This is a genomic window from Pseudoduganella aquatica, assembly GCF_020865585.1.
In the GTDB taxonomy this organism is placed as follows: Bacteria; Pseudomonadota; Gammaproteobacteria; order Burkholderiales; family Burkholderiaceae_D; genus Rugamonas; species Rugamonas aquatica_A.
The window spans coordinates 1,659,535-1,684,415 of the sequence record NZ_CP086370.1; the positions used below are offsets into that span (position 1 = coordinate 1,659,535).

A 24,881-nucleotide genomic window follows, 5' to 3' on the forward strand; every position below is an offset into this window, starting at 1 on the left:
GTAATCTGGGATAACGCCGAGGCTACAATGTCAGAACCGATTCGTTTTTACTACCGGGGCGCCGTGCACGAAGTGAGCACGGCCTCGCCGACGCAGACCGTGCTGCAGCATTTGCGCGAGGATTTGCATTGCACCGGCACCAAGGAAGGCTGCGCCGAGGGCGACTGCGGCGCCTGCACGGTGGTGGTCGGCTCGCTGGTGGACGGCCAGGTTGAACTGAAGGCGGTCAACTCCTGCATCCAGTTCACGCCCACGCTGGACGGCAAAGCCCTGTTCACGGTGGAAGACCTGCAGCAGCCGGACGGCGCGCTGCACCCGGTGCAACAGGCACTGGTGGAATGCCACGGCTCCCAATGCGGTTTCTGCACGCCCGGTTTCGCCATGTCGCTGTGGGGCATGTACCTCAAAAACGACGCTCAACCCTGCGCCCGCAAGGAAGTGGACGACGCCCTGTCCGGCAATCTGTGCCGCTGCACTGGCTACCGCCCCATCATCGATGCGGCCCAGCGCATGACCGAGCTGCCCAAGGTGGAATTCGACCGTGCCGCCGTGGCGCAGCAGCTGGAAGCGCTCAAGCGCGACAAGCTGGCCACTTACAGCGTGGGCGAGCGCCACTTCCATGCCCCACGCACGCTGGATGAACTGAGCGCGCTGCGCGCCAGCCGCCCTTCTGCGCTGATACTGGCCGGCTCCACCGACGTGGGCCTGTGGGTGACCAAGCAGATGCGCGAGCTGAACGACATCATTTATCTCGGCCACGTGGACGCGCTGAAAACCGTGACCGTCGACGGCGGCATGCTGGAAATCGGCGCCGGCGTATCGCTGAACGACGCATACGCGGCACTGTGCCAGCACTATCCCGATCAACTTGGCGAAATGTGGCAGCGCTTTGCCTCGCTGCCCATCCGTAACGCGGGCACGCTGGGCGGCAATGTCGCCAACGGTTCCCCCATCGGCGACTCCATGCCGTGGATGATAGCGCTGGGCAGCGAAGTGGTGCTGCGCGGACCTGCGGGCACGCGCACGCTGCCGCTGGAAGCGCTCTATCTCGGCTACCAGAAGAAAGACCTGCGCGCCGACGAATTCGTGCAAGCCGTGCGTGTGCCGCTGCCGCGCGCGGACGTGCAGTTCCGCACCTACAAGCTGGCCAAGCGCTTCGACCAGGATATCTCCGCCGTCTGCGCCGCTTTTGCCTTTACGCTGGACGGCGGCGTGGTGCGCGAAGCCCGCATCGCCTTCGGCGGCATGGCCGCCACGCCCAAGCGCGCCGCGCTGGCCGAAGCCGCCTTGAACGGCAAGCCCTGGAGCGAAGCGAATCTCGCCCTGGCCATGGACGCGCTGGCGCAGGACTACCAGCCGCTGAGCGATATGCGCGCTTCGAGCGAATACCGCATGAAAACCGCGCAGAACCTGCTGCGCCGCTTCTGGTTTGAAACCCGGCTGGACGCGCCGCTCGCGGCCAACGCTGTCAACGCTTTTTCTTTGCGCGCCTGAAAGGACCATCATGAACCATCCCGGCGCAAGCGATATCAAAGCCATGGCGTGGACCGCCGTCGGCCTGGGCAAGCCGCATGAATCGGCAGCGCTGCACGTGCTCGGCCAGGCCACCTACACGGACGACATTCCCGAGCTGCGCGGCACGCTGCACGCGGCGCTAGGCCTGTCGTCCAAGCCGCACGCCAACATCACCGCCATGGACCTGGACGCGGTGCGTGCCGCGCCCGGCGTGGTCGCCGTGTACACGGCGCAGGACATCCCCGGCACCAATGACTGCGGCCCCATCATCCATGACGATCCCATCCTGTCGGCAGGCAAGGTGGAATACGTGGGCCAGCCCATCTTCATCGTGGTGGCGGACACGCACGACAACGCCCGCCGCGCCGCGCGCCGCGCCAGCGTCACGTATGAAGAGCTGCCTGCCATCCTGACGCCGCAAGCCGCCAAGGCAGCGCAGTCCTATGTGCTGCCGCCCATGCGCTTGCAGCGCGGCGATTATCAGGCCGCGTTCGAGCAGGCGCCGCGCACGGTGAAAGGCACGCTGTACGTCGGCGGCCAGGAGCAGTTCTACCTGGAAGGCCAGATCGCCTACGCCATTCCGCAAGAGCAGAACGGCATGCAGGTGCTGTGTTCCACGCAGCATCCGAGCGAGATGCAGCACGTGGTGGCGCATGCGCTGGGCGTGCATTCGCATAACGTGCAGGTGGAGTGCCGCCGCATGGGCGGGGGCTTCGGCGGCAAGGAGTCGCAGTCCGCGCTGTGGTGCGCGGCGGCGGCCATCGCTGCGAAGAAGTCCGGCCGCCCGGTCAAGCTGCGCGCCGACCGCGACGACGACATGCTCGTCACCGGCAAGCGCCACTGCTTCTACTACGAGTACGAAGTGGGTTACGGCGACGACGGCAAGATCATCGCCGCCAAGGTGGACATGGTGTCGCGGGCAGGCTACTCGGCCGACCTGTCCGGCCCCGTCGCCACGCGCGCGGTCTGCCACTTCGACAATACCTACTACCTGAGCGACGTGGACATCCGCGCCGCCTGCGGCAAGACCAATACGCAGTCCAACACGGCTTTCCGTGGCTTTGGCGGCCCGCAGGGCGCCATCGCCATCGAGTACATCATCGACGAGATCGCGCGCGACCTGGGACAGGATGCCTACGATATCCGTCGCCTGAATTTCTACGGCAAGGACGAGCGCAACGTCACGCCTTACGGCCAGGTCATCGTGGACAACGTGATCGCCGAGCTGACGGCGGAGCTGGAGCAGAGCAGCGAATACCGCGCGCGCCGCGAGGCCGTGGCGGCGTACAACGCCACCAGCCCGCTGCTGAAGAAAGGGCTGGCGCTCACGCCGCTCAAATTCGGCATCGCCTTCAACGTCACGCATCTGAACCAGGCGGGCGCGCTGGTGCACGTCTACGTGGACGGTTCGGTGCTGGTCAACCACGGCGGCACGGAGATGGGGCAGGGCATCAACACCAAGGTGCTGCAAGTGGTGGCGCATGAACTGGGCCTGGACATGGAGCACGTGCGCATCACCGCCACGGACACCAGCAAGGTCGCCAACACTTCCGCAACCGCGGCTTCCACCGGCGCGGACCTGAACGGCAAGGCGGCGCAGGACGCCGCGCGCCAGATCCGCGAGCGGCTGGCTGCCTACGCGGTCAAGCTGTATGGCGGCGATACGGCCGAGGTGCTGTTCTTCGATAACAAGATCCACGTCAACGGCCACACCGTGCCCTTCCCGGAGCTGGTGCAGAAGGCCTACCTGGCGCGCGTGCAGCTGTGGTCGGACGGCTTCTACGCCACGCCGCACCTGCACTGGGATCCGAAGACCATGAACGGCCACCCGTTCTCCTACTACGCTTACGGCGCCGCCGTATCCGAAGTGGTGGTGGACACGCTGACCGGCGAATGGAAGCTGCTGCGCGCCGACGCGCTGTACGACGCGGGCCAGTCGCTGAATCCGGCCATCGACATCGGCCAGGTGGAGGGTGCTTTCATCCAGGGCATGGGCTGGCTCACCACCGAGCAGCTGTGGTGGAACGAGGGCGGCAAGCTGATGACGCATGCGCCGTCCACCTACAAGATTCCCGGCGTTTCCGACTGCCCGGAGGACTTCCGCGTGCGCCTGTTCGAGAACCGCAACGTGGAGGACAGCATCCACCGCTCCAAGGCCGTGGGCGAGCCGCCGCTGCTGCTGCCGTTCTCGGTGTTCTTCGCCATTCGCGACGCCATCTCGTCGGTGGGCGGCCACAAGGTCAATCCGCCGCTGAATGCGCCAGCCACCTCCGAAGAAATCCTCAAGGCCATTGCCGCTGTTGAAGCGGCAGTGAAATGATATGAGCGACTGGCTGACAGATCCCTCGGCGCCCTCCGTGCTGATCACCGTGGCGCGCGTGGAAGGCTCCGGCCCGCGCGAAGCCGGCACCAAGATGCTGGTGACGGCGGAGCGCGAGTTCGACACCATAGGTGGCGGCCACCTGGAAATGCGCGCCATCGACATCGCCCGCGAGATGCTGGCAGGGCAGGCGGTGCGCTATGAACGCTTTGCGCTCGGCCCCAGCCTGGGGCAGTGCTGCGGCGGCGTGGTCTACCTGCTGTTCGAGCGCGTGGACACGCGCCTGGGCGCCGTGCTCGCCACCCTGCGCGAGCGCCGCCGCGAAGACTGCTGGCGCCTGACCGCCGTCGACGGCCCCGCCGCCGTCGCGCTGTTCGACATGCACGGCCAGCCCATGTCCGGCTCGGGTCCCGAGTTCGCGCGCGACCGTGGCGCGCATTTGATGCAGGACGCCTCCGGCCGCCGCTGGATGGTCGATCCCATCCTGGCGCCGCGCGCGCATCTGACCCTGTTCGGCGCAGGCCACGTCGGCGCCGCCATCGTGCGCGCGCTGGCCGCGCTGCCGTGCACCGTCACCTGGGTGGACGAACGCGAGGACATGTTCCCCGCCGATATCCCCGCCAACGTCACGGTGGAAGCGAGCGAGCTGCCCGAAGCCTGCGTGGCCGAGGCGCCGCCCAACAGCAGCTACCTGGTGCTGACCCATAACCACGCGCTCGACCAGCGCCTGACCGAAACCATCCTGCAGCGCCAGGACGCGTACTGGTTCGGCCTGATCGGCTCCAAGACCAAACGCATGCAGTTCGAGCACAGGCTGCAGGCCAAGGGCATAGACCAGGCCCGCATCGATGCCATGGTGTGCCCGATCGGCATCGCAGGCATCACCAACAAGGCGCCCGCCGTCATCGCCGCCTCCGTGTGTGCTCAGCTGCTGGGCGTGTGGGAGCAGCAGGACGCCGAACGCATGCCGAAACCACTCAGCCAGACCGCGACCCTGCTGCGCGCAGCCGGTTCCACGCAATACAAAGTTTAGAAAGCTCCTTATGCAAACGACCCAGGTGCAAGCCTACCGAGCAGGCTTGCTGCATTTTCACGCCGATCCGGCCTTCACGCCCGACGCCCATCACTGGCACGAGGACGGCCTGCTGGTCGTCGCGGACGGCAAGGTGCTGGCTGCCGGCGACTACGCCGCGCTGCACCCCACGCTGCCGCCCGGCACGCAGGTACACGACTATCGCGGCAAGGTGATCACGCCCGGCTTTATCGACACCCACGTGCACTACCCGCAGACCGATATGATCGCCTCGCCGGCGCCCGGCCTGCTGCCCTGGCTGAACACCTACACCTTTCCCACCGAGCGCCAGTTCGAGGATCCGGCGCACGCCGCCGCCACGGCGGAGTTTTTCCTGGACGAGCTGCTGCGCGTGGGCACCACCACGGCCATGGTGTATTGCACCGTGCACCCGCAATCGGTGGACGCTTTCTTCGAGGCGAGCGAGAAGCGCAATCTGCGCATGGTGGCCGGCAAGGTGCTGATGGACCGCCATTGCCCCACCTTCCTGCAGGACTGCGCGGAAACCGGCGGCCGCGAAAGCGAAGACCTGATCAAGCGCTGGCACAACCGGGGCCGCGCGCAGTACGCGATCACGCCGCGTTTCGCGCCCACCTCCACCGAGGCGCAGCTGGGCGTGGCCGGCGAGCTGGCGCGCGCCTATCCGGACACCTACATCCAGACCCACGTGTCCGAAAACGAGGATGAGGTGAAATGGGTGCGCGAGCTGTTCCCGCAGGCGCGCAGCTATCTGGACGTGTACGACAGTTACGGCATGCTGCGTCCGCGCGCCATGTACGGCCACTGCATCTGGCTGGACGAGGGCGACCGCCGCCGCATGGCCGAGACCCAGGCCGCCGCCGCCGTCTGCCCGACCTCCAACCTGTTCCTGGGCAGCGGCCTGTTCGACTTCGAGCGCGCCGACCAGGCGGGCATGCTGCTGTCGCTGGCCACGGACGTGGGGGCGGGCACTTCCTTCTCCATGTTGCAAACCATGAACGAAGCCTATAAAGTAGCGCGCTTGAAAGGCAGTTATCTGCCGGCGCTGCGCATGTTCTACCTGGCCACGCTGGGCGCTGCGCGCAGCATGCAGCTGGAAGGCACGATAGGCAGTTTCGCGGCAGGCGCGGAGGCCGATTTCGTGGTGCTGGACCCGAAAGCGACGCCGCTGCTGGCGCGCCGCACGGGCCACACCGAAAGCCTGGAAGAGCTGCTGTTCGCGCTGGCCCTGCTGGGCGACGACCGCACCGTGGCCGCCACCTATTCCGCCGGCCGGGAGGTTCACCGCCGCGCATAACCAACCAAGGGCTCTCGATGAAGCATACTTTCCCGAAACTGATGATGGCGCTGGCCGTGGCGGCCGCTTGCAATGCGCATGCGCAGAAGGCGGCGCCCGGCGCCAACGAGCAGGCTACCAGCCGCCACTTCGCGTCCCTGGTTTCGGGCGCCCAGCCGAAATCGGCCGAGCTGACTTTATTTTTTACAATGATGCCCAAGGGCGGCGACTTGCATCACCACTATTCCGGCGCCATCTACGCCGAGCAGTTCCTGCAGTGGGTGGACAAGCAAGGCTATTGCGTCCACAAGAACAGCTATCAGATCGAAACCGACGCCGGCAAGCTGGCGCTGGAGCGCGCCGCTTCGCCGGCCACGCGCACCTGCATCACGGGCGAAGCCGTCATGCTGGACAACACCATGCTGGCCGAACTGCTGCAGCGCTGGGGCACCAAGGACTTCTACAACCACAGCGGCCAGCAAACCCCGCCCGACCGCACCTTCTTCGACACCTTCGGCTACTTCAACGCCGTCGCCTCGACCAACACCGCAGACGGCCTGCGCACGCTCAAGCAGCGCGCCATCAATGAAAACCTGAGTTATATCGAGACCGTGTTCGAGCTGGCGCCGTTCACCGCCAATGCCGATTTCGACAAGGCCGTGCTGGTCCAGGGCCTGGACGCGGCCGCCCTGAACGCGCGCCTGGAAGCGCTGCTGCCGGTGCTGGACAAGGACGCCGGCTGGAACGGCTGGCTGGACGCCTACAAGAAAAACGTCGACACCTCCACCGCCGGCATAGACGACGCGCAGTTCACCATGCGCTACCAGCCTTTCGTGCTGCGCTTCCTGTCGCCGTCGCAGGTGTTCTCGTCCATGGTGTCGGCCTTCAAGCTGGCGCGGGAGAACCCGAAAGTGGTGGGCGTGAATATCGTGGGCCAGGAGAGCACCTACGTCTCCATGCGCGACTACAAGCTGCACATGCAGATGTTCAAATTCCTGAAAGCCAAATACCCGGACGTGAAGCTGTCGCTGCACGCGGGCGAGCTGGCGCTGGGCATGGTGCCGCCGGAAGGGCTGCAGTCGCACATCGCGGACGCCATCAACGTGGCCGGCGCCAGCCGCATCGGCCACGGCATGGACATCGCCCACGAGTCCAACGCGCTGGCCACCATGCAGGCCATGCGCGAGCGCGGCATTGCGGTGGAAGTGAATTTGACCAGCAATGACTTCATCCTGGGCATCAAGGGCGACGCCCATCCTGTCACACTGTACCGCAAGTATGGCGTGCCCTTTGTCATCTCCACCGACGACGCGGGTGTATCGCGTAATAATCTGGCCAACGAGTACGTGCTGTTCGCCAGCCGCTACAAGACCAATTACGCCGAAGTCAAAAAGCTGTCATATGACAGCATCCGCTACAGCTTCCTGTCCGCTCCGGACAAGCAGCGCCTGCTCAAGGCATTGGACGGCAAGTTCGCCAAATTCGAGGCGGATGTTGCGTCTTCGCTGCACAAGGCGGGAAATTAACGGTTGTAAAACACTTGTAATCAAGCGGTAACGCGCGGTGCGCCTAGCGCGCCGAGTGGCATTTTTGCAATGTTTTTTCTGAAACGTTGTGGTCATCACGCCACACATGGGACGCTTTTCTGCGTCCTTTTGTCATTTAGTCCATGAATTATTTTCAGCCAACTTTATAATTCCGCCTAATCCCTTACTCCGAGTTCAGCCGTCCGACTTAAATCGTCTGATTTATAGGTTTTGGATCTGAATCCACGAAGAAAAACGAATTTGTCATGCATTTTTGCTTCATGCATAGTGAGATCAGCATTGCAAAAGTGCCATGTTGCAATTGTTTTTTGTCATACCTGCAGTGGGCGATGTCACGCTCCTGAAACATTGCCAAAGTAGACTCATTCGTTACGCTACAGAAGAATTTTTCCCGGCGTTTTGCCAGCGCGGCGCCGGTCCCGGTTTGCAGCACAGTAAAGAGGAAATGCCCGGCCGGCCTACAGGACGGCCGTCAGCACTTCAATAATATTAGTCTTTTTTGGGGTTATACAATGATCAAGCACAAACGGCTACGATTGACGCAGATCGCGCTCAGTCTGTCTATCGCGCTCGCGGCGGCACCGTCGTTCGCTCAGAACACCACGTCGGCCATTTCCGGCCGCATTTCGTCCAACGACGGCAAGCCAGCCGCTGGCGCAGCCGTGACCATCGTGCACACGGAATCGGGTTCGGTCAGCAGCGTGGTGACCGACGCGGACGGCCGTTATGTAGCCCGTGGCCTGCGCGCCGGCGGTCCTTACACGATCACCATCACCAAGAACGGCGTCAGCGAAAAACGTGAAAACGTGTTCGTGGAAGTGGCTGAAACGGCCGCCGTGGACGCCGTGCTGGGCGCGTCGATCCAGACCGTGGCCATTACCGGCCGCCGTTCGGAAACCTTCAACCGCACCAATATGGGCGCCGGCACCAGCATCAGCGCGACCGAACTGGCAACCCAGGCTTCGATCTCGCGCAGCCTGCAGGACTACGCCCGGGTCGACCCGCGCCTGTCGCAGACCGACAAGGAACGCGGCGAAATCTCCGTGGCCGGCCAGAACTCGCGCTACAACTCGATGACCATTGACGGCGTGGCCGTGAATGACACCTTCGGCCTGGAAGCCAGCGGCACCGCCACCGGCAAGCAGCCGATCTCGGTCGAGGCGATCCAGTCGGTGCAGGTCAACGTGGCCAATTACGATGTGACCCAGAAGGGCTACACCGGCGCCAACATCAACGCGGTGACCAAGTCCGGTACCAACACGGTCAAGGGCAGCGTTTACTACGTGTTCCGCAACAACAAGATGGCCGGCGACCGCTACAACAGCGCCACCGATTCCTACTTCGACGCGCCGCCGTCGAAAGACACTACCAAGGGCATCACCCTGGGCGGCCCGCTGATCCAGGACAAACTGTTCCTGTTCGCGAACTACGAAAAATCCGAAAGCAGCCGCAACTCGCCGGCCTTCGGCGTGGTCGGCAGCGGCCTGACCACCGTGGCCATCTCCAAGTCGGTGCTCGACAGCGCCGCCGCCATCGCCAAAGACAAATACGGCATGGACATCGGTACCTCGGAAGTTCCGACCGGCACCAAGTTCAAGTCCGAAGACAAGCTGCTGAAGCTGGACTGGAACATCACCGATGACCAGCGCGCCATGCTGCGCTACACCAAAACCGAACAGTCCGAGCCTATCTTCCCAGGCTTCTCGGCGACCGGTGTATCGCTGAGCTCCTACTGGTACGCGCAAGAGAAGTCGCTGACCACCCTGGTCGGCCGCTGGACCGCCGAATGGACCCCGACCTTCTCGACCGAAGTGAACGCGTCGACCCGCAAGTACGACTCCGTGCCGAAGAACAACGCCTACCTGCCGGCCATCGGCCTGCAGTTCTCGGGCGCGCTGCCTGACGGTTCGCCGGCTGGCCTGTCGACCGGCAACCGCTTCGCCAACTTCGGCACCGAGCAGAGCCGTCAGAAAAACGTGCTGAACACCAAGACCCAGGACTTCTACGCAGGCGCCAACTGGCAGCTGGGCGAGCACGACCTGAAGTTCGGCACCGACTACAGCAAGAACGAGATCTACAACGCCTTCCTGCAGAACGTCAACGGCAACTACACCTTCGCCTGTATCAACAGCAGCGCGACGTTCACGTACTCCTTCGGCGCCATCAACTGCTCCACCGCCACCTCGGCCGCGCATGCCGCCGCCGTGCTGGAGAACTTCAGCAAGGGCCGTCCTTCGTCGTACACGCTGCAGGCAGCCATCCCGGGCAAAACCCTGGATGACGCGATCGCCCGCTTCGAGCTGAAAAACATCGGCCTGTTCCTGCAGGACACCTGGACCGTCAACCGCCAGCTGACCGTCACGGCCGGCCTGCGCGTGGACGGCTCCCGCATCGGCGACGTGCCGGTCGCCAACCCGACCGCAGCACTGGCCACCGGCCCGCTGGTCAGCGGCCGCCAGACCGGCGGTTTCGGCATCGACAACACCCGCACCATCGACGGCCAGAACCTGTACCAGCCGCGCGTCGGCTTCAACTACAAGTTCGACTCCGAGCGTCCAACGCAGCTGCGTGGCGGCGCCGGCCTGTTCCAGGGCGCGGCCCTGTCGGTCTGGCTGGGCAACCCGTTCCAGAACACCGGCATGGTGATCCGCAACATCACCTGCACGTTCGCGGCCGGCACCTGCCCGACCACCGGTGGCTTCTTCAGCGCCGATCCGACCAAGCAGCCGACCAACGTGGTCAGCACCATTCCGGCGATGAAGGTCGACACCATCAGCTCCGACATGGCGCAGCCATCGGTGTGGAAGGGCAACCTGGCGTTCGAACATGAGCTGCCATTCATGGGCCTGGTCTTCGGCGCGGAATACCTGCGCACCAAGACCAAGGACGGCATCTACTACAAAGAGCTGAACCTGGGCGCACCGACCAAGACCGGTAGCGACGGCCGTCCGCTGTTCTGGACCAACTCCGGCTACCTGCCGACCTGCTACACCGCCACCGGCGGCGCAGTGGGCGGCTCGGCTTGCCCGGACACCCGCAACAAGGCGCAAAGCAACGCGTCCTTCGGCCAGGTGCTGCAAGCCACCCGTACCTCGGGCGGCGCCGGCAACCTGCTGACCCTGTCGGTAAAAGCGCCTATGCGTGCCGGCCTGGGCTGGGGCGTAGCGTACACCTACACCGACGCGACCGAAGTGTCGCCGCTGACCTCCTCGACCTCCAGCTCGAACTGGGGCGGCCGTGCATCGTTCGATCCGAACGAGAACGTCGCTTCCAACTCGAACTACCTGGTCAAGGACCGCATCTCGGCCAACGTGAGCTGGCAGAAAGCGTTCTTCGGCAGCTACAAGACCGGCTTCGGTCTGTTCTACGAAGGCCGCACCGGCAAACCGTTCAGCTGGACCATCAACAACGACTTGAACGGCGACGGCCTGGCCGGCAACGACCTGATGTACATCCCGAAAGCACCAGGTTCGGGTGAAGTGGCCTTCTTCGGCGCCACCCCGGCTGCCCGCGCTGCCACGGAAGAGGCGTTCTGGAAAGTGGTTGACGCCAACGGCGCCCTGGCGAAATACAAGGGCGGCGTGGTTGGCCGCAACACCGACTTCTCGCCATGGACCAACAGCATCGACATGAAAGTCACGCAAGAAGTGCCAGGTTTCTGGCCACGCCACAAAGGCATCTTCTCGCTGGACTTCCTGAACGTTGGCAACATGATCAACAAGAAGTGGGGCCGTATCAATGAAGTGGCCTTCCAGTCCGCCGGCGGCCAGGTGCGCAGCTTTGTTGACTACGTAGGTATCGACGCCCAAGGCCGTTACATCTACAACGTCCGCACCACCGAAGAGCTGGTAACCCGCCAGGAAAAAGGCGAGTCCCAGTGGGCGATCCAGGCTACCGTCAAGTACGAGTTCTAATCTCGCTGCTGACTTAGTCTGACGTAGTCTGAACAAGAACGGCTGGTGGCGACACCAGCCGTTTTTTTATTCCGTTCTGTTCTGTAACGTAACGTTTCGCCAGCCGCTGCGCCTGCCTGCGGGCCGCTGCGGGCGGTACAATATCCGATTACCGGCCTCGTCCCTGCAATGAACCATCCATTTAAATCCTCCGCCCCGGCGCTAGTCCTGGCCCTGGCGGCCCTGCTGGCCGGCTGCGCCAGCCAGCGTCCCGCCACCGTGGTGGACATCAACATCGCCACGCTGAACGACTTCCACGGCAATATCCTGCCGAGCAAATTCAGCTACACCAATTCCTGGGGCTTCGAGCGCAGCGAGCTGGCCGGCGGCATCGACACCATCGCCGCCGCGCTGCAAGCCTGGCGCGCGGAAGACCGCGAGCTGCTGCTGGTGGGGGCGGGCGACCTGATCGGCGCCAGCCCCGCCATCTCTTCGATGTGGGCCGACGAAACCACGCTGGGCGCGCTCAACCTGCTGGGCCTGCAGGCGACCTCGGTGGGCAACCACGAATTCGACGCCGGCCGCGCCGAGCTGCTGCGCCAGCAGAAGGGCGGCTGCGTCTCGCCGCGCCCGGACAAGGCCTGCAAGTTCGAGCCGGTCTACCCCGGCGCCAAATTCCAGTACCTGGCCGCCAACGTGGTGGACATGGTCACCAACAAACCCTTTCTGCCGGCCTACAGCGTGCAGGAAGCGCACGGCGTGAAGGTGGGCTTTATCGGCGCCGTGCTGAAGGACACCGCCCAGGTGGTGCTGGCCTCCGGTATCGCCGGCCTGCAGTTCGGCGACGAGGCGCAAGCCATCAACCGCGCGCTGCCCGAGCTGCGCGCCCAGGGCGTGAACGTGTTCGTGGCCCTGATCCACCAGGGCGGCCGCACCACCGACGCGCTGGACCAGCCGGACTGCCCGAACCTGAAGGGCGAGATCGTGGACCTGGTCAAGCGCCTCGACCCCGCCATCAAGGTGGTCATCAGCGGCCACTCGCACAAAGGCTATCTGTGCCGCGTGGACGGCCGCCTGGTGACGCAGGCCGAGACGGCCGGCCACGTGATGTCGCGCATCCGCCTGAGCGTGGACACGGCCAGCAACACCGTGCTGGAAACCAGCGCCCGCAACGTGGTGATGAAGCAGGATCAATATCCGGCCGACCCGGCCATGGCGGCCTATATGGCCAGCGTGCGCCGGCGCAGCGACGAGGTGCTGGGCAAACCGGTGGCGCGCCTGGCCGTGGCCAAGGTGGCGCGCGCCACCGGCGACGACAGCAGCGAGTCGGCCATTGGCGACCTGGTGGCGGATTCCATGCTGGCCGCCGGCAAGCCTTTCGGCGCGCAGATCGCCTTTATGAACCGCGGCGGCTTGCGCCAGGACCTGCTCACCAGCCAGGGCAACAACGCCACGCTGGCGCACCTGCACGCCGTCCTGCCCTTCGGTAACACGCTGGACGTGATGAACCTGACCGGCGCGCAGATCCGTGCGCTGCTGGAAGAGCAGTGGCTGCAAGGGCGCAGCGTCACGCGCGGCCTGCTGCAGGTGTCGGACGGCTTTACCTACCAGTGGGACGCCAGCCAGCCGGAAGGCCAGCGCCTGGTACCGGGCAGCGTGCTGCTGCACGGCGTGCGCATCGAGGATGGCGCCAGCTACCGCGTGGTGACCAACCACTTCCTTGCCGAAGGCGGCGACTACTTCCCGACCTTCGCGCGCGGCGCCAGCCGCGCACCAACGCCTATCCGCGACATCGACGCCCTGGCCGCCTACCTGGCCCAGCGCGACCGCGACGGCAAGCCAGCCGGTTCCGAGCAGCAGGCGGGCCGCATCCAGCGTATCAAGTAAACCAGGAGCCACACCATGCGCAAACTCTTACTCACCGCAATGCTGGCGGCCGGCGTCGGCAGCGCCCACGCCGACTTCAACATCCCCGGCTACGAGCTGGTGCTGACCACGCCGGTGGAAACCGCGCTCGCCAATCCGGACCTGCGCGATGCGGCCGCCGTGTGGAGCGAGCTGTTCGACAACGCCAGGCACGACATCGCCATTGGCCAGTTCTATGCCGTGGTGCGGGAAGGCAGCGCCTTCGAGAAAGTGTTCGAGCGCCTGGAGGCGGCGGGCAAGCGCGGCGTGAAGATCCGCTTCCTGCTCGACAAAAAAGGCGTGGGCCTGTCCGAAGCGCCCACCATCGAACGCTTGAAAGCCATCCCCAACCTGGAGCTGCGCATACTCGATTTCAACCAGCTCACCGGCAACGGCATCATCCACGCCAAGTACCTGGTGGTGGATCACGCCGCTGCCTACGTGGGCAGCCAGAACTTCGACTGGCGCTCCTTCACCCACATCCACGAAACCGGCCTGCGCATCACCGACGGCAAAGTGGTCAAGCAGATCCAGGCTATTTTCGACCAGGACTGGAACGCCCAGGCGCGCCTGGCGCGCGGCCTGCGCGCCACCGAAATCGGCACCGCCTCGGCCAGCGCCAACTACGCGCCGGACGCCTTCCTGATGGCCAGCCCCTACGCCTACAACCCGCCCGGCGTGGCCGATTCCGAGCGCGGCCTGCCGGCCCTGCTGGAAGAAGCGCAAAGCGAGGTGCGGGTGCAGCTGCTGGACTACGCGCCGCTCAGCTACGGGCCGAAAGGCACGCGTCCCTACTATCCGGTGGTGGACAACGCGCTGCGCGCGGCCGCGCAGCGCGGCGTGAAGATCAAGCTGATGGTCTCCAACTGGAACACCGAAGCGCCCGCCATCGCCTACCTGAAAAGCCTGGCCCTGCTGCCCAATGTGGAGATCCGCGTGGTGACCTTGCCCAAGGCCTCGGACGGCTTCATTCCCTTCGCGCGCGTCATCCACAGCAAGACCATGAGCATAGACGGCAAGCTGGCCTGGGTGGGTACCAGCAACTGGGCGGGCGGCTACTTCGACCTGTCGCGCAACCTGGAAGTGGTGCTGCGCAGCGAGAAGATGGCGCAGCGCGTCGCCGCGCTGCACCAGCAGCTGTGGGACTCGCCTTACGCCGCGCCGCTGGACGTGAACAAGAACTATCCGAAACCAAGTAAAGGAAAAGAAGAATGATGAAGAAGCTCGCATGCGCGCTGGCGCTGGGCGCCGCCTTTGTGTCGACCAACGCGCTGGCCTGGGGCAATGACGGCCACCGCATCGTCGGTTCCATCGCCGACCAGCTGATCAAGGGCAGCTACGCCGAGAAGCAGGTGCGCGCGCTGCTGCTGCCGGGCGAGAGCCTGGAGAAGGTCGCCAGCTGGATGGACTGCGTGAAGGGCACCTACTGCGGCCCGCAAACCACGGAGATGACCGACTACACGGCCGCCAATCCCAAGCACAGCGAATACCACTACACCGACGTGCCCTTCCAACTGGACGAGTACCACGACCACGGCGTGGGCACCGAGGAACACGACATCGTGCAGTCGCTGCGCCAGGCGATCTGGGTATTGCAGGGCAAGGACGGCGCGGCCGTCAACCCGCACAAGTTCACCAAGCGCCAGGCCTTGCTGCTGCTGACCCACCTTGCGGGCGATGTGCACCAGCCGCTGCACGTGGGCTCGGCCTTCATCAGCAAGGAAGGCGTGTTCGTGGTGCCGCTCAAGCAGGAGCAGATCGACGGCGTGAACATCTTCAATCCGCAGGGCGGCAACAATATGCTGCTGGACGACGACAAGATCAACGCCAGCGGCACCGCGCTGATACCCGCAGCGCCGCCGAAAGAAGGCGAGGCCGCGAAACCGGCCGGCGAGGCCAAGCCCGGTCCGAAGACCAAGCCTTTCCACTCCTACTGGGACACCACCGTGGTGGACTACGCCATGCGCCGCGTGAGCGCGCGCACGCCGGAGCAGTTTGCGCAGATCGCCATCGCCGGCAAGCCCGCCGTGGCGGCCAACACGGGCGACCCTGCCAGCTGGCCTTACCAGTGGGCCAACGACGCGCTGGTGGTCGCCAAGGCCGCCCACGCCGACGTGACCGTCGGCCCGGCCGGCAAGCAGACCAGCCGCAACGGCACCGTCTACACCGTATGGCAGCTGAACGTGCCGGACAACTACCCGGTGCCGTCGTCGGCCATCGCCAAGGAGCAGCTGGTGAAAGGCGGCTACCACCTGGCGTCGCTGCTGCAGGCCATCTGGCCCGAGCCGGCAGTCAAATAAGCCTGGCGCCTACTTCCCCTCCAGCGGCCGGTACCAGAGTTCCGGCCGGTTCAGCGGGGCGGTGGGCGAGATGCGGGGATTGCGTATGGTCAGCAGGCGGCGCTTGTCCAGCTTGCAGCGCTCGATCACGGGGCCTTTGTGCTGGCGGAATAGCGCGTTCAGCGTGCCGTCCTGCACCATGGTCTCCAGCCCGGCCTTGATGCGCCTGGCCAGCCGTTCGCCTTCGGCGTCGCGCCGTAGGAAGATGTAGCGCGGCAGCGGATAGTGCAGCATCAGCGTGGGCTCCAGCGCCAGTTGCGGAAAGCGCTGCTGGTACTGGCGCAGTTCCAGGGGGGCTTCGTCCACGCCGCGCGAATAGAAATCGAAGCGGCCCGCCATCAGCATGGGGATCAGGCTCTCGAACGAGCCTTCCACCACCGGGATGCCGGCCGCGCGCAGGATGGATACATCGGCCCAGTCCTTGCCCAGGCCCGCGTTCAGGGCGCGCAAGTCCTGCACGCTGCGCACGGCAGCGAAACGGGGCAGGTCGGCGGCGCGCACAAAGAACACGCGAAAGCCGAGCAGGCCTTTATCGATAGGGATGCGGATGGGCAGCAAGTCCTGCTCCATCTCCGGCGTGGAGGCGCGCGCCAGCACATTGATGCGGCCTTGCGGCAGGGCCAGCTCCTGCTTGACCCGCTGCGGCGACATGGCCTCGTCCAGCTGCCGCAGCTCGAACGGCCCGAAGGCGTGCGCGGACTTTTCCAGCGCGGTGCGCAGCACCAGCCAGTCGTAGTCGTAGCGCTCGTTCACCGTGTCCACGTGGCGCGGATACGTCACCACCTGCACCGCCTTGCCCGCATGGGCGTCGGCGAGCATGGGCAGCAGGCAGCTGCTCAGCGTACCTTGGAGAAAACGTCTGCGGGGAGGGGAGGAACTGGCCATGCACCAGTGTGCCAGCGCGGCTGGCTGCCAGCAAGCACTGCACGCGCGCGCGTTGCTAACGCGGCAGTTCTTCCTCTCTCACTTAGGCTACTTCGTCGGCCGGCCCAGGAACCGATTCTGGATGTCTGCATAGCTCATGGCCTTCTGCGCCAGCGGGCCGCTGTTGCCGCTGTCGAGGAAGCTTTGCGCCATTTCGCGCGCCGCGCCCCACAGCGCCTGCGCAATGCCGGAACCGGCACTGAAACGCCGCACGCCCAGCGCCGCCAGTTCGTCCGCCGCCGGCACGCTCGGCCAGTCCATCACGTTCAGCGGCAGGCCCGCGCCGGCGGCCACCTGGCGGATCTCGTCCGGCAGGCAGATGCCGGGCACGAACAGGCCGTCCGCGCCGGCCGAACGGTAGGTTTGCGCGCGCGCCAGCACTTCCTGCACGCGCTTGCCTTCCGGCGCCAGGCCGCGCAGGTAGACGTCGGTGCGCACGTTGACGAAGATGTCCACGCCGTCTGTGACGGCCGCTTTTTTGATGGCCTCCACCTTGCGCGCCAGCAGGTCGGGCGCATCGCCGCCGTCTTCGATATTGATGCCCGCCACGCCGCTGTCCGTCAGCAGCATGATGTAGGCGGCGACGGCGGCCGGGTTGTCCGAATAGCCGTTTTCCATGTCCACGGTAAGCGGCACGCGCAGCCCGCGCACGATGTTCTGGGTGGCGGCGATGGCGGCGCTGGCTGGCATATTGTGCCCGTCGGCATAGCCCAGCGACCAGGCCAGGCCGGCGCTGGTGGTGGCCACGGCGGACGCGCCCAGGCTTTCGATCAGTCGGGCGCTGCCCGCGTCCCAGGCGTTGGCCAGGCGCAGCAGCTGCGGCCCCTGGTGCAGTTGGCGGAAGGCGGTCGCGGCGTGGCTCATGTCTGGCTCCATGTGGATGGTGGGAGAATGGCCTATTTTACATTGTTAATGATTTAAGTTGCTAATGTGATAGCGATTTCCATGTTGCGGTAAGACGCCAGCAGCGCTTCGTCCACGCCGACGATGGAATGCTTGAACAGGCGGCCGCCCAGCATGATCACTTCCACCGTGGGATGTTCGGCCAGCTCCACGGCGATACTGGGGCTGTGCGTTACCACCACGGCGCGCAGGTCGTGCGGCAGGTGGCGCGCCACCTGGACCGCCGTGGTGCCACCGTCGATAAACACCACCTGGCCGGGCCGCACCATGGCGGCGGCGGCGCGGCCGATGGCGGGCTTGCAGTCGGCGGAAATCTGCTGGCGCTGGGCGAAGTTGCCCATGGCCGGCGAGGCGGGCAGGGCGCCGCCGTGCACGCGCTCGAGCAGGCCTTCCTTGGCCAGTTCGCGCAGGTCGCGGCGTATGGTGTCCTCGGACAGGCCCAGCTTTTCACTCAGCGTTTTGGCCACGATCTGGCCGTCCTCGCGCAGGATTTTGAGCAGCAGCTCTTTGCGTTGGCGTGTCAGCATTGCACGAATGCCTCACGTACTACATCGAAACGGCACCCGCCTAAGTGTGCGCTTGTTATATTTCAGTGATTATTTATACCTCTCTGTCTCGCAATACTACATCGCGCACATTAGAAAATCACACATTGTTACAATTATAAAAATTTTTTCAGAATGGAAGCAATATTTTTGTCAATTTATGCAAGAATACTATTCCCTAAAATTCTCTTGGGGGAAATTTATTGATTGGTCGTGCGGGCTGGGGCTTCGCTCTGTCAAACTGCATAAGCTGTGTGTAGACTAAAACCTAGGTGGCAGGACTCATTACCTGTGTCTTGTTGAGATATTAGTATGATTGGAAAGTTCGGCTATTCTTACATCGGCACAAGCTCTAACGCAAGATGTATACATTGAACTTTGCGCCTGGCAAATTTTAAATAAATCAACTGCAATCGAGAAACAAAATGAAAAAAACAGTACTTATACTTTTCCTACTTATTTCAGCAGAACATGCTGCCCAAGCACAAATGAAAAGCACTACGCGGGCTGAATGTACCCGTCGATGCATGGCATCAGACTCTGCTCCTTTAGCCATTTCTCGTCATGAAGATAAAATGAAGAGCATCAATAGTAAGAAAAGATTGGAAAAAGATCCCGGAAAAATAAAGGAGATAGAGCAGGAGGAAAGTAACGAACTTGATAGATTCGAAATTGAACACGAAAATATTTGCAAGCAGATATGCGGGAACAATCCGGAAAAGTAATTTTTTACTGTCCATTGAACATGCAGTAAGAATCGCGTGGATTGGCTGACGAAGGTCGTTGGTATCAAGGCGTGAGAGGAATTGCTATATTTTGATTCCGCTATGGTTATAATTCGATAAATTCTAACGCATGCAGAATGCGACAAATGGAGCCGGCGGTCTAGGGGACGGGCTTAGCAATGAACGAAATGGCTGCACAAATAGGCTTTGAAGAACTCCGGCTTTCTGCGAGCGAAACATTGGCTGCGGTGATCGCTGGCTCTTTGCCTATTGATGCGGCGATGGCGCAGCGCTTGAGTGAACTCTTTTTTGTCTCTGTGGAGTTATTTGTGCCCCCTAAGCCCGGCTGAGCCTGAAGTACGCCGTCAATTTCTGCTCCCTCAAGCCAGGGTGGGCTCCTGGTACAAGCCCATGATGTTGCCGGCCGGGTCGGCGGGCGGCTGTCCGGTGACCCAGGCGCCGCTCACTTCGCCCACGCCGTCATTGAAAGTGAGTTCGCCGTTGTCGCGCCGCCGTATCTCCCAGCCGAACACGCGCTCGTAGAAGGCCGCGGAAACGGCCGGGTCGATTGCCGGCAGCAGGATGTAGCAGATCTTGCCGTTGCCAAGTTTGGGACTCATGGGCGCTCCCCGGTTGCTGACATTGAAGATACGCCAGTGTAAGCGCTATTGCGTGGGCGTGAAGACCACGGATTCGGCCGAGCGCCTGAACGGCCCGTGGAAGACGGCTTCGATGTTGTTGCCATCCGGGTCGAAGGCGAAGGCGGCGTAGTAGCCGGGATGGTAGTCGCGCTCGCCCGGCGGGCCGTTGTCGCGCCCGCCGGCGGCCAGCACGGCCCGGTGGAAGGCCTGCACGGTTTCGCGGTCTTTGGCGATAAAGGCCAGGTGGACATGGGAGACGGGACCGTCGGCCTTGTCGACATACAAATCGTCGAGATAGAAGTTGCCTTCGCCTTCAACCATTTCGTCCGCCAGACCGAGCGCGCCGAACGCCGCCCGGTAGAAACGCTTGCTCGCGTCCACATCGGCCACGCGCAGGTGCACGTGGTCAAACAGTCTGCCTCGTTGGAATTCCATGGCTCGCTCCTTGAGTGGGATCGGGCCAGTATAGAAGCGCTCACGCGGCGGGCGCGCCAGCTTGAATCTGGTTAATTACCGAAGCCGTAGCGCAGCACCATGCCCACGGCCACGCAGCCGGCGGCGGCGAACAGCAGCTTGTTGCGCAGGCTGTCCGAACCTATCGCCGCCTCGCGCTGCTGCTGCGCCATTTCGCTTTTCTTCTTGCCGATGATGAGCGGGCTGAGGAACCACAGTATGCCCAGCAGCAGCCAGCCTATGCCGGTGACCGTCATGCCGGTGGAGTTGTGCTGTACGCCGTCGAGCAGGCGCGTGGCGGCCATGACGCCGCCAAAGGCGAGCCAGCAGATGCGGGCCAGTAGATGGGTTTTGATTTTTTCCATGGGTGGCATTATACGGGCAGCGCCGTCAATCGCCACCCCCGCCGCAGCCGCCGCCACCGCAGCCGCTGTCGCCGCCGCTATCTCCGCCACCGCCGCCATCGCTTCCGCCGCTGCCGCAGGAACCGGAATCGCTGCTGCAGCCGCTGCCGCCGTCGCTGAGCGAGTGCCCGCTGCCGAGGTCTGCGCCGCAATAGACGCCGCCGCTGTCGTCGCTGCGGCGCACGCCGTGGCAGTCCGGCACGTAGAGGAAGCCTTCGTTGATGTTGAACTTGCCGTCCAGCGCGAACAGCAGCGGCAAACGGGTCGGCGCGTTCGGATTGATGTTCTCCTCCATGCACACATAGCGCCAGCAGCGGCGGATGCCGTCGTTGCCGCGCTGGCCCTTGCTCAGCACGATGGCGGGCGTGTGATGCAGGAAGCGGCCGAAGGCCTGCTGGCAGAACTGCTGGTAGTTCTTGGTGTACAGGATCAGCTCATGCCACAGGTCGTCGGCCACCTGCGACGGCATCGACACATACATCCTGCCGCTTTTCAGGTGCGCCAGGAAGAACTGCCGCAAGCCGTGCGCGACCAGCTGGCAATCCTTGATTGTGAGCTGCGGATGCTTCTTCATCAGCTTTTCGAACAGGCCTTTCGGCAGCACATAGCTGCGGATAAAGGCCTCGCGCCGCAGCACCCGCTGGCGCCGCCAGAGGTAGGCGGACAGCACGGCGAAGGCCAGTGAGGAGAGGTAGACGCCGAAGGTCATGGGCACGTGTGGTCAGGGATCGTGCCCCATTGTTGCGCAGGATTGCCGAATTGGCAATGGGACAGCGCGTAGGGCGGGTTAGGAGCGCTGCTCCGTAACCCGCCATTGCGTGCGCGCTAGCGCGATTTGACGAACGGTACACCGATGGCTTTGGGCGCCACGGATTTGGCCATCAGGCCGGCCAGCACGATCACGGTGACGACATACGGCACCATCTGGATCAGCGAGCCGGGAATGCGGCCCACCACCGGCAGGTCCACGCCTTCGATCTGGATCTGCACCGCGCCGAAGAAGCCGAACATCAGGCAGCCGAAGAAGGTGTACAGCGGACGCCAGTTGCCGAACACCATGGCGGTCAGCGCCAGGTAGCCGGCGCCGGCCGACATGTCGCGCAGGAAGAAGCCGCTCTGCACGATGGCCAGGTAGGCGCCCGAGAACGAGCACAGCACGCCGGCGATCAGCATGGCCTTGTAGCGCGTCCATTCCACCGACACGCCGGCTGCATCGGCCGCATGCGGATTCTCGCCGCAGGCGCGCAGGCGCAGGCCGAAGCGGGTGTGGTACAGCACCCAGTGCACCAGCGGCACCAGCGCGAAGGCCAGGTAGACCAGCACCGAATGGCCGCCTATCAGCTTGGTGTACAGCCAGCCCAGGAAGGGCACGTCCACGATGGCGGCGCTGCCCGGCAGCACCACGTCGAACAGGCGCGCCTGGCCCAGGTCCGGCGTGCGGCCGCCCTGCTGGAAGAAGAACTGGGCCACCACGAAGGTCAGCCCGCTCATGGCGATGTTGATGGCGATGCCGGCCACCAGCTGGTTGCCCTTTTGCGTGATGCTGACATAGCCTTGCAAGGTGGCCAGCGCCACCGACACGGCCACGCCGGCGGCCACGCCGTACCACGGGTTCTGCGTGGCGAAGGCCACCGCCGCCGACACGAAGGCCGAGGCCAGGATCTTGCCTTCCAGGCCGATGTCGATCACGCCGGAGCGCTCCGCGAACAGGCCGGCCATGGCGGCGAAAATCAGCACCGGCGCGTTGCGCACGGTCGATACCAGGATGCTGCCGATATGCAGGTCTTCAAAAGTCATGTCATTACCCCTTGGCCTTGATCAGCTTCATGATGGCTGGTGCGTAGAAGTTCTCCATGGCGCCGCAGAACAGGATGATCAGGCCCTGGATGAAGATAAAGGTTTCGGTCGGAATGTTCGGTTTTTCCAGCGACAGGTCGAAGCCGCCCTGGATCAGTGCGCCGAACAGCACGGCCGACAGGAAGATGCCGACCGGGTGCTGGCGGCCCATCAGCGCAATCGCGATGCCGACGAAGCCGGCGCCGCCGACGAAGTTGAGCGACAGGTAGTGGGTCGAGCCCATGATGGAGTTGACCGAACCCAGGCCGGCCAGTGCGCCCGAAATCAGCATGACGACGATGATCATCTTGCTGATGCGGATGCCGGCGTAGTGCGCGGCGTGCTTGTTCAAGCCGGTGGCGCGCAGCTTGTAGCCCCAGGCCGAACGCGTGACCACCAGGCCGTAGATGGCCAGCGCCACGATGGCCAGCAGGAAGCTTACGTTGAGCGGCGTGTCGCCCAGCACCGGGAACCAGGTGTTCAGGCGCGGCATTTCGGCGGCGGCCGAGAACACGCGGCTGGCGGTGTTCTGCTCGCCCGCCGGTATCATGTATTTCACGATGAAGAAGTTCATCAGCGACGCGGCGATGAAGTTGAACATAATCGTGGTCACCACGATGTGGCTGCCGCGCTTGGCTTGCAGGTAGCCGGGCAGGAAGCCCCACAGCGCGCCGAAGAGGGCCGCGCCGACTATGCCGCAGGGGATCAGCAGCCACCACGGCAGCGATGCGTCCAGGGCCAGCATGGCGATGGTCAGCCCCAGGCCGCCGATATACATCTGGCCTTCGGAGCCGATGTTGAACAGGCCGGCCTGCATGGCGATCGACACCGACAGGCCGGTGAAGATAAAGGTGGAGGCGTAGAACAGCGTGTAGCTCAGGCCTTCGGGGTTGACGATGGCGCTGTTGATCAGGATGCGCAGGGAGTCCAGCGGATCTTCACCGAGCAGGTGGATCACCAGGGCCGCCACCAGCAGCGCCGACAGCAGGTTCAGTAAGGGCAGGACAAAGGCTGTCGCCCAGCGTGGCATATCGTTAGTGTTCATGATTTATGCATCCCGCCCATCAGCAAGCCGATGCGGGTGGTGTCGAATTCGTCGATTTTCAGTTCGCCGGTGATGCTGCCGCCGCACATGACCAGGATGCGGTCCGCCAGCGCGCGCACTTCTTCCAGCTCCACGGAGACCAGCAGGATGGCCACGCCCGCGTCGCGCAGGGCGAGCAGCTGGGTGTGGATGGACTCGATGGTGCCGATGTCCACGCCGCGCGTGGGCTGGCCCACCAGCATCAGCTTCGGGCTCGCCAGCACTTCGCGCGCGATCACCACTTTCTGCTGGTTGCCGCCGGAGAGCAGGCCGATGCGCAGGTCCGGATTGGCAGGACGCACGTCGAAGGCCTTCAGCAGGCCGGCGCAGCGCTCGGCCACGCCCTTGAAGTCGATCAGGCCCCAGCCGTTTTTCACGCGGTCCTGGTAGCCGAAGAAGGTGTTGTGCATGACCGAGAAGTTCTTGATCACGCCGTCGCGCAGGCGGTCTTCCGGCACATGGCCTATGCCCAGGTGGCGGAACTCCAGCGGCAGGCCGTCGGCGTCCGAGCGGCCCGCGTAGGGCAGGGCCTTGCCCTGGAAGTCCACCTGGCCCGAGGTGGGCAAACGCATGCCGGACAGGATTTCCATCAGCTCGCTCTGGCCGTTGCCGGACACGCCGGCGATGGCGACGATCTCGCCCGCGCGCAGCGTGAAATTGAGCTTGTCCAGCAGGACCACGCCCTGGTCGTCGGTCAGCTGCAGGTCGCGCACTTCCAGCACCGGCGCGCCGGGATTGTAGGCGCCGCGCGGCAGGTTGTTCTCAATCGGGCGGCCCACCATCATATTGGCCAGCGCCTCTTTCGAGGTCTGCGCGGTTTCCACCGCACCCACCACGCGGCCGCCGCGCATCACGGTCACGGTGTCGGTGATGTCGAGGATTTCCTGCAGCTTGTGCGTGATCAGGATGATGGTCTTGCCCTGCTCCTTGAACAGGCGCAGGATGTCGAACAGCGACTCGGTCTCCTGCGCGGTCAGCACGGCGGTCGGCTCGTCCAGGATCAGGATGTTGGCGCTGCGGTAGATCTGCTTGAGGATCTCCACGCGCTGCTGGGCGCCCACGGACAGGTCGTGGATGGTGGCCAGCGGATCGACGTCCAGGCGGTAGCGCGTGCAGATCTCGCGCAGCTGCGCCTCCACCGCGGCGCGCTTGTTGGCCAGCTTGAAGCCGCCTTCCGCGCCCAGCATCACGTTGTCGAGCACGGTCATGTTCTCGACCAGCATGAAGTGCTGGTGCACCATGCCGATGCCGAGATGGATGGCCTCGTGGCTGCTGTGGATGTTGCGGGCCTGGCCGTCGAGCAGGATCTCCCCGCCGTCGGCGCGGTAATATCCGTACAGGATGCTCATCAGGGTCGATTTGCCGGCGCCGTTCTCGCCCACCAGGCCATGAATGGCGCCCTTGGCGATGCTGAAGCTGACGTCCGTGTTCGCCTTGACCGCTCCGAACTGCTTGGAGATGCCGCGAAATTCTACTGCTGGGTGCATAGGATCACTGGATGATGGTTGCTATGACTGAAA

At 64.1% G+C, this 24,881-nt stretch carries 21 protein-coding genes; 11 read left to right on the forward strand and 10 right to left on the reverse strand.

What is annotated here, in order from left to right; translation table 11 throughout:
* Window positions 1–27 precede the first annotated feature (27 nt).
* From xdhA to KT882_RS07375, 9 genes are all read left to right on the forward strand, one after another.
* Window positions 28–1,494 carry a xanthine dehydrogenase small subunit gene (gene xdhA, locus KT882_RS07335; RefSeq protein WP_161072591.1) on the forward strand — a complete coding sequence of 489 codons (1,467 nt, stop codon included), beginning with the start codon at window positions 28–30 and terminating at the stop codon, window positions 1,492–1,494.
* Between the two features lie 10 nt (window positions 1,495–1,504).
* Entirely contained in the window at window positions 1,505–3,835 is a 2,331-nt protein-coding gene (gene xdhB, locus KT882_RS07340) for a xanthine dehydrogenase molybdopterin binding subunit (protein ID WP_161072590.1), read from the forward strand.
* Between the two features lies 1 nt (window position 3,836).
* Complete coding sequence (gene xdhC / locus KT882_RS07345; protein WP_161072589.1) at window positions 3,837–4,868, forward strand: xanthine dehydrogenase accessory protein XdhC; 1,032 nt, start codon at window positions 3,837–3,839, stop codon at window positions 4,866–4,868.
* A 10-nt stretch (window positions 4,869–4,878) separates the two neighbouring features.
* Entirely contained in the window at window positions 4,879–6,183 is a 1,305-nt protein-coding gene (gene guaD / locus KT882_RS07350; protein ID WP_228895121.1) for a guanine deaminase, read from the forward strand.
* Between the two features lie 17 nt (window positions 6,184–6,200).
* Window positions 6,201–7,688 (forward strand): adenosine deaminase family protein, encoded by a 1,488-nt coding sequence (locus KT882_RS07355; protein WP_161072587.1) that lies wholly within the window; start codon window positions 6,201–6,203, stop codon window positions 7,686–7,688.
* A gap of 533 nt (window positions 7,689–8,221) precedes the next feature.
* The gene (locus tag KT882_RS07360; protein WP_228895122.1) at window positions 8,222–11,623 is read left to right on the forward strand and encodes a TonB-dependent receptor; all 3,402 of its coding nucleotides are present in this window, start codon (window positions 8,222–8,224) and stop codon (window positions 11,621–11,623) included.
* Window positions 11,624–11,791: 168 nt separating this feature from the next.
* Window positions 11,792–13,489 (forward strand): bifunctional metallophosphatase/5'-nucleotidase, encoded by a 1,698-nt coding sequence (locus tag KT882_RS07365; RefSeq protein WP_228895124.1) that lies wholly within the window; start codon window positions 11,792–11,794, stop codon window positions 13,487–13,489.
* A gap of 15 nt (window positions 13,490–13,504) precedes the next feature.
* Entirely contained in the window at window positions 13,505–14,722 is a 1,218-nt protein-coding gene (locus KT882_RS07370; RefSeq protein WP_228895127.1) for a phospholipase D-like domain-containing protein, read from the forward strand.
* A complete protein-coding gene (locus KT882_RS07375; RefSeq protein WP_228896561.1) occupies window positions 14,722–15,807 on the forward strand; it encodes a S1/P1 nuclease in 1,086 nt (361 codons plus the stop codon). Before KT882_RS07370 ends, KT882_RS07375 begins: the two co-directional genes overlap by 1 nt.
* Before the next feature lie 9 nt (window positions 15,808–15,816).
* Here KT882_RS07375 and KT882_RS07380 read toward each other — a convergent pair whose 3' ends face one another.
* From KT882_RS07380 to KT882_RS07390, 3 genes are all read right to left on the reverse strand, one after another.
* Entirely contained in the window at window positions 15,817–16,665 is an 849-nt protein-coding gene (locus KT882_RS07380) for a hypothetical protein (RefSeq protein WP_228895128.1), read from the reverse strand.
* 153 nt (window positions 16,666–16,818) lie between these two features.
* Entirely contained in the window at window positions 16,819–17,634 is an 816-nt protein-coding gene (locus tag KT882_RS07385) for an isocitrate lyase/PEP mutase family protein (RefSeq protein ID WP_228895130.1), read from the reverse strand.
* 53 nt (window positions 17,635–17,687) lie between these two features.
* The gene (locus KT882_RS07390; RefSeq protein WP_267478643.1) at window positions 17,688–18,200 is read right to left on the reverse strand and encodes a DeoR/GlpR family DNA-binding transcription regulator; all 513 of its coding nucleotides are present in this window, start codon (window positions 18,198–18,200) and stop codon (window positions 17,688–17,690) included.
* A gap of 443 nt (window positions 18,201–18,643) precedes the next feature.
* Between KT882_RS07390 and KT882_RS07395 the strand changes: the two genes are divergently transcribed.
* Together KT882_RS07395 and KT882_RS07400 are read left to right on the forward strand one after the other, a co-directional pair.
* On the forward strand, window positions 18,644–18,943 hold the full coding sequence (locus KT882_RS07395; protein ID WP_228895132.1) for a hypothetical protein: 300 nt from the start codon (window positions 18,644–18,646) through the stop codon (window positions 18,941–18,943).
* A gap of 179 nt (window positions 18,944–19,122) precedes the next feature.
* Window positions 19,123–19,293 (forward strand): hypothetical protein, encoded by a 171-nt coding sequence (locus tag KT882_RS07400; RefSeq protein ID WP_161072580.1) that lies wholly within the window; start codon window positions 19,123–19,125, stop codon window positions 19,291–19,293.
* 30 nt (window positions 19,294–19,323) lie between these two features.
* On the opposite strand, the gene KT882_RS07405 is transcribed toward KT882_RS07400, so the two are convergent.
* The 7 genes from KT882_RS07405 to KT882_RS07435 form a co-directional block, all read right to left on the reverse strand.
* Complete coding sequence (locus tag KT882_RS07405) at window positions 19,324–19,563, reverse strand: VOC family protein (RefSeq protein WP_161072579.1); 240 nt, start codon at window positions 19,561–19,563, stop codon at window positions 19,324–19,326.
* 45 nt (window positions 19,564–19,608) lie between these two features.
* A complete protein-coding gene (locus KT882_RS07410) occupies window positions 19,609–20,019 on the reverse strand; it encodes a VOC family protein (RefSeq protein ID WP_161072578.1) in 411 nt (136 codons plus the stop codon).
* Window positions 20,020–20,090: 71 nt separating this feature from the next.
* The gene (locus tag KT882_RS07415; protein WP_161072577.1) at window positions 20,091–20,402 is read right to left on the reverse strand and encodes a hypothetical protein; all 312 of its coding nucleotides are present in this window, start codon (window positions 20,400–20,402) and stop codon (window positions 20,091–20,093) included.
* A gap of 25 nt (window positions 20,403–20,427) precedes the next feature.
* Window positions 20,428–21,150 carry a glycine-rich domain-containing protein gene (locus tag KT882_RS07420; RefSeq protein ID WP_228896564.1) on the reverse strand — a complete coding sequence of 241 codons (723 nt, stop codon included), beginning with the start codon at window positions 21,148–21,150 and terminating at the stop codon, window positions 20,428–20,430.
* 116 nt (window positions 21,151–21,266) lie between these two features.
* The gene (locus KT882_RS07425; protein ID WP_228895134.1) at window positions 21,267–22,238 is read right to left on the reverse strand and encodes an ABC transporter permease; all 972 of its coding nucleotides are present in this window, start codon (window positions 22,236–22,238) and stop codon (window positions 21,267–21,269) included.
* Between the two features lie 4 nt (window positions 22,239–22,242).
* On the reverse strand, window positions 22,243–23,322 hold the full coding sequence (locus KT882_RS07430) for an ABC transporter permease (protein ID WP_161072575.1): 1,080 nt from the start codon (window positions 23,320–23,322) through the stop codon (window positions 22,243–22,245).
* Complete coding sequence (locus tag KT882_RS07435; RefSeq protein ID WP_161072574.1) at window positions 23,319–24,848, reverse strand: ABC transporter ATP-binding protein; 1,530 nt, start codon at window positions 24,846–24,848, stop codon at window positions 23,319–23,321. The genes KT882_RS07430 and KT882_RS07435 overlap by 4 nt, the downstream gene beginning before the upstream one ends.
* Window positions 24,849–24,881: the final 33 nt, after the last annotated feature.

Bases quoted from the DNA above. Each gene is read 5' to 3' on its own strand.
- KT882_RS07430 (WP_161072575.1), bottom strand. From the start codon at position 23,322: ATGAACACTAACGATATGCCACGCTGGGCGACAGCCTTTGTCCTGCCC.
- KT882_RS07395 (WP_228895132.1), top strand. From the start codon at position 18,644: ATGAAAAAAACAGTACTTATACTTTTCCTACTTATTTCAGCAGAACAT.
- KT882_RS07390 (WP_267478643.1), bottom strand. From the start codon at position 18,200: ATGCTGACACGCCAACGCAAAGAGCTGCTGCTCAAAATCCTGCGCGAG.
- KT882_RS07435 (WP_161072574.1), bottom strand. From the start codon at position 24,848: ATGCACCCAGCAGTAGAATTTCGCGGCATCTCCAAGCAGTTCGGAGCG.
- KT882_RS07420 (WP_228896564.1), bottom strand. From the start codon at position 21,150: ATGACCTTCGGCGTCTACCTCTCCTCACTGGCCTTCGCCGTGCTGTCC.
- KT882_RS07425 (WP_228895134.1), bottom strand. From the start codon at position 22,238: ATGACTTTTGAAGACCTGCATATCGGCAGCATCCTGGTATCGACCGTG.
- KT882_RS07400 (WP_161072580.1), top strand. From the start codon at position 19,123: ATGAACGAAATGGCTGCACAAATAGGCTTTGAAGAACTCCGGCTTTCT.
- guaD (WP_228895121.1), top strand. From the start codon at position 4,879: ATGCAAACGACCCAGGTGCAAGCCTACCGAGCAGGCTTGCTGCATTTT.
- xdhB (WP_161072590.1), top strand. From the start codon at position 1,505: ATGAACCATCCCGGCGCAAGCGATATCAAAGCCATGGCGTGGACCGCC.
- xdhC (WP_161072589.1), top strand. From the start codon at position 3,837: ATGAGCGACTGGCTGACAGATCCCTCGGCGCCCTCCGTGCTGATCACC.
- KT882_RS07365 (WP_228895124.1), top strand. From the start codon at position 11,792: ATGAACCATCCATTTAAATCCTCCGCCCCGGCGCTAGTCCTGGCCCTG.
- KT882_RS07410 (WP_161072578.1), bottom strand. From the start codon at position 20,019: ATGGAATTCCAACGAGGCAGACTGTTTGACCACGTGCACCTGCGCGTG.
- xdhA (WP_161072591.1), top strand. From the start codon at position 28: ATGTCAGAACCGATTCGTTTTTACTACCGGGGCGCCGTGCACGAAGTG.
- KT882_RS07360 (WP_228895122.1), top strand. From the start codon at position 8,222: ATGATCAAGCACAAACGGCTACGATTGACGCAGATCGCGCTCAGTCTG.
- KT882_RS07415 (WP_161072577.1), bottom strand. From the start codon at position 20,402: ATGGAAAAAATCAAAACCCATCTACTGGCCCGCATCTGCTGGCTCGCC.
- KT882_RS07375 (WP_228896561.1), top strand. From the start codon at position 14,722: ATGAAGAAGCTCGCATGCGCGCTGGCGCTGGGCGCCGCCTTTGTGTCG.
- KT882_RS07355 (WP_161072587.1), top strand. From the start codon at position 6,201: ATGAAGCATACTTTCCCGAAACTGATGATGGCGCTGGCCGTGGCGGCC.
- KT882_RS07385 (WP_228895130.1), bottom strand. From the start codon at position 17,634: ATGAGCCACGCCGCGACCGCCTTCCGCCAACTGCACCAGGGGCCGCAG.
- KT882_RS07370 (WP_228895127.1), top strand. From the start codon at position 13,505: ATGCGCAAACTCTTACTCACCGCAATGCTGGCGGCCGGCGTCGGCAGC.
- KT882_RS07380 (WP_228895128.1), bottom strand. From the start codon at position 16,665: ATGCTCGCCGACGCCCATGCGGGCAAGGCGGTGCAGGTGGTGACGTAT.
- KT882_RS07405 (WP_161072579.1), bottom strand. From the start codon at position 19,563: ATGAGTCCCAAACTTGGCAACGGCAAGATCTGCTACATCCTGCTGCCG.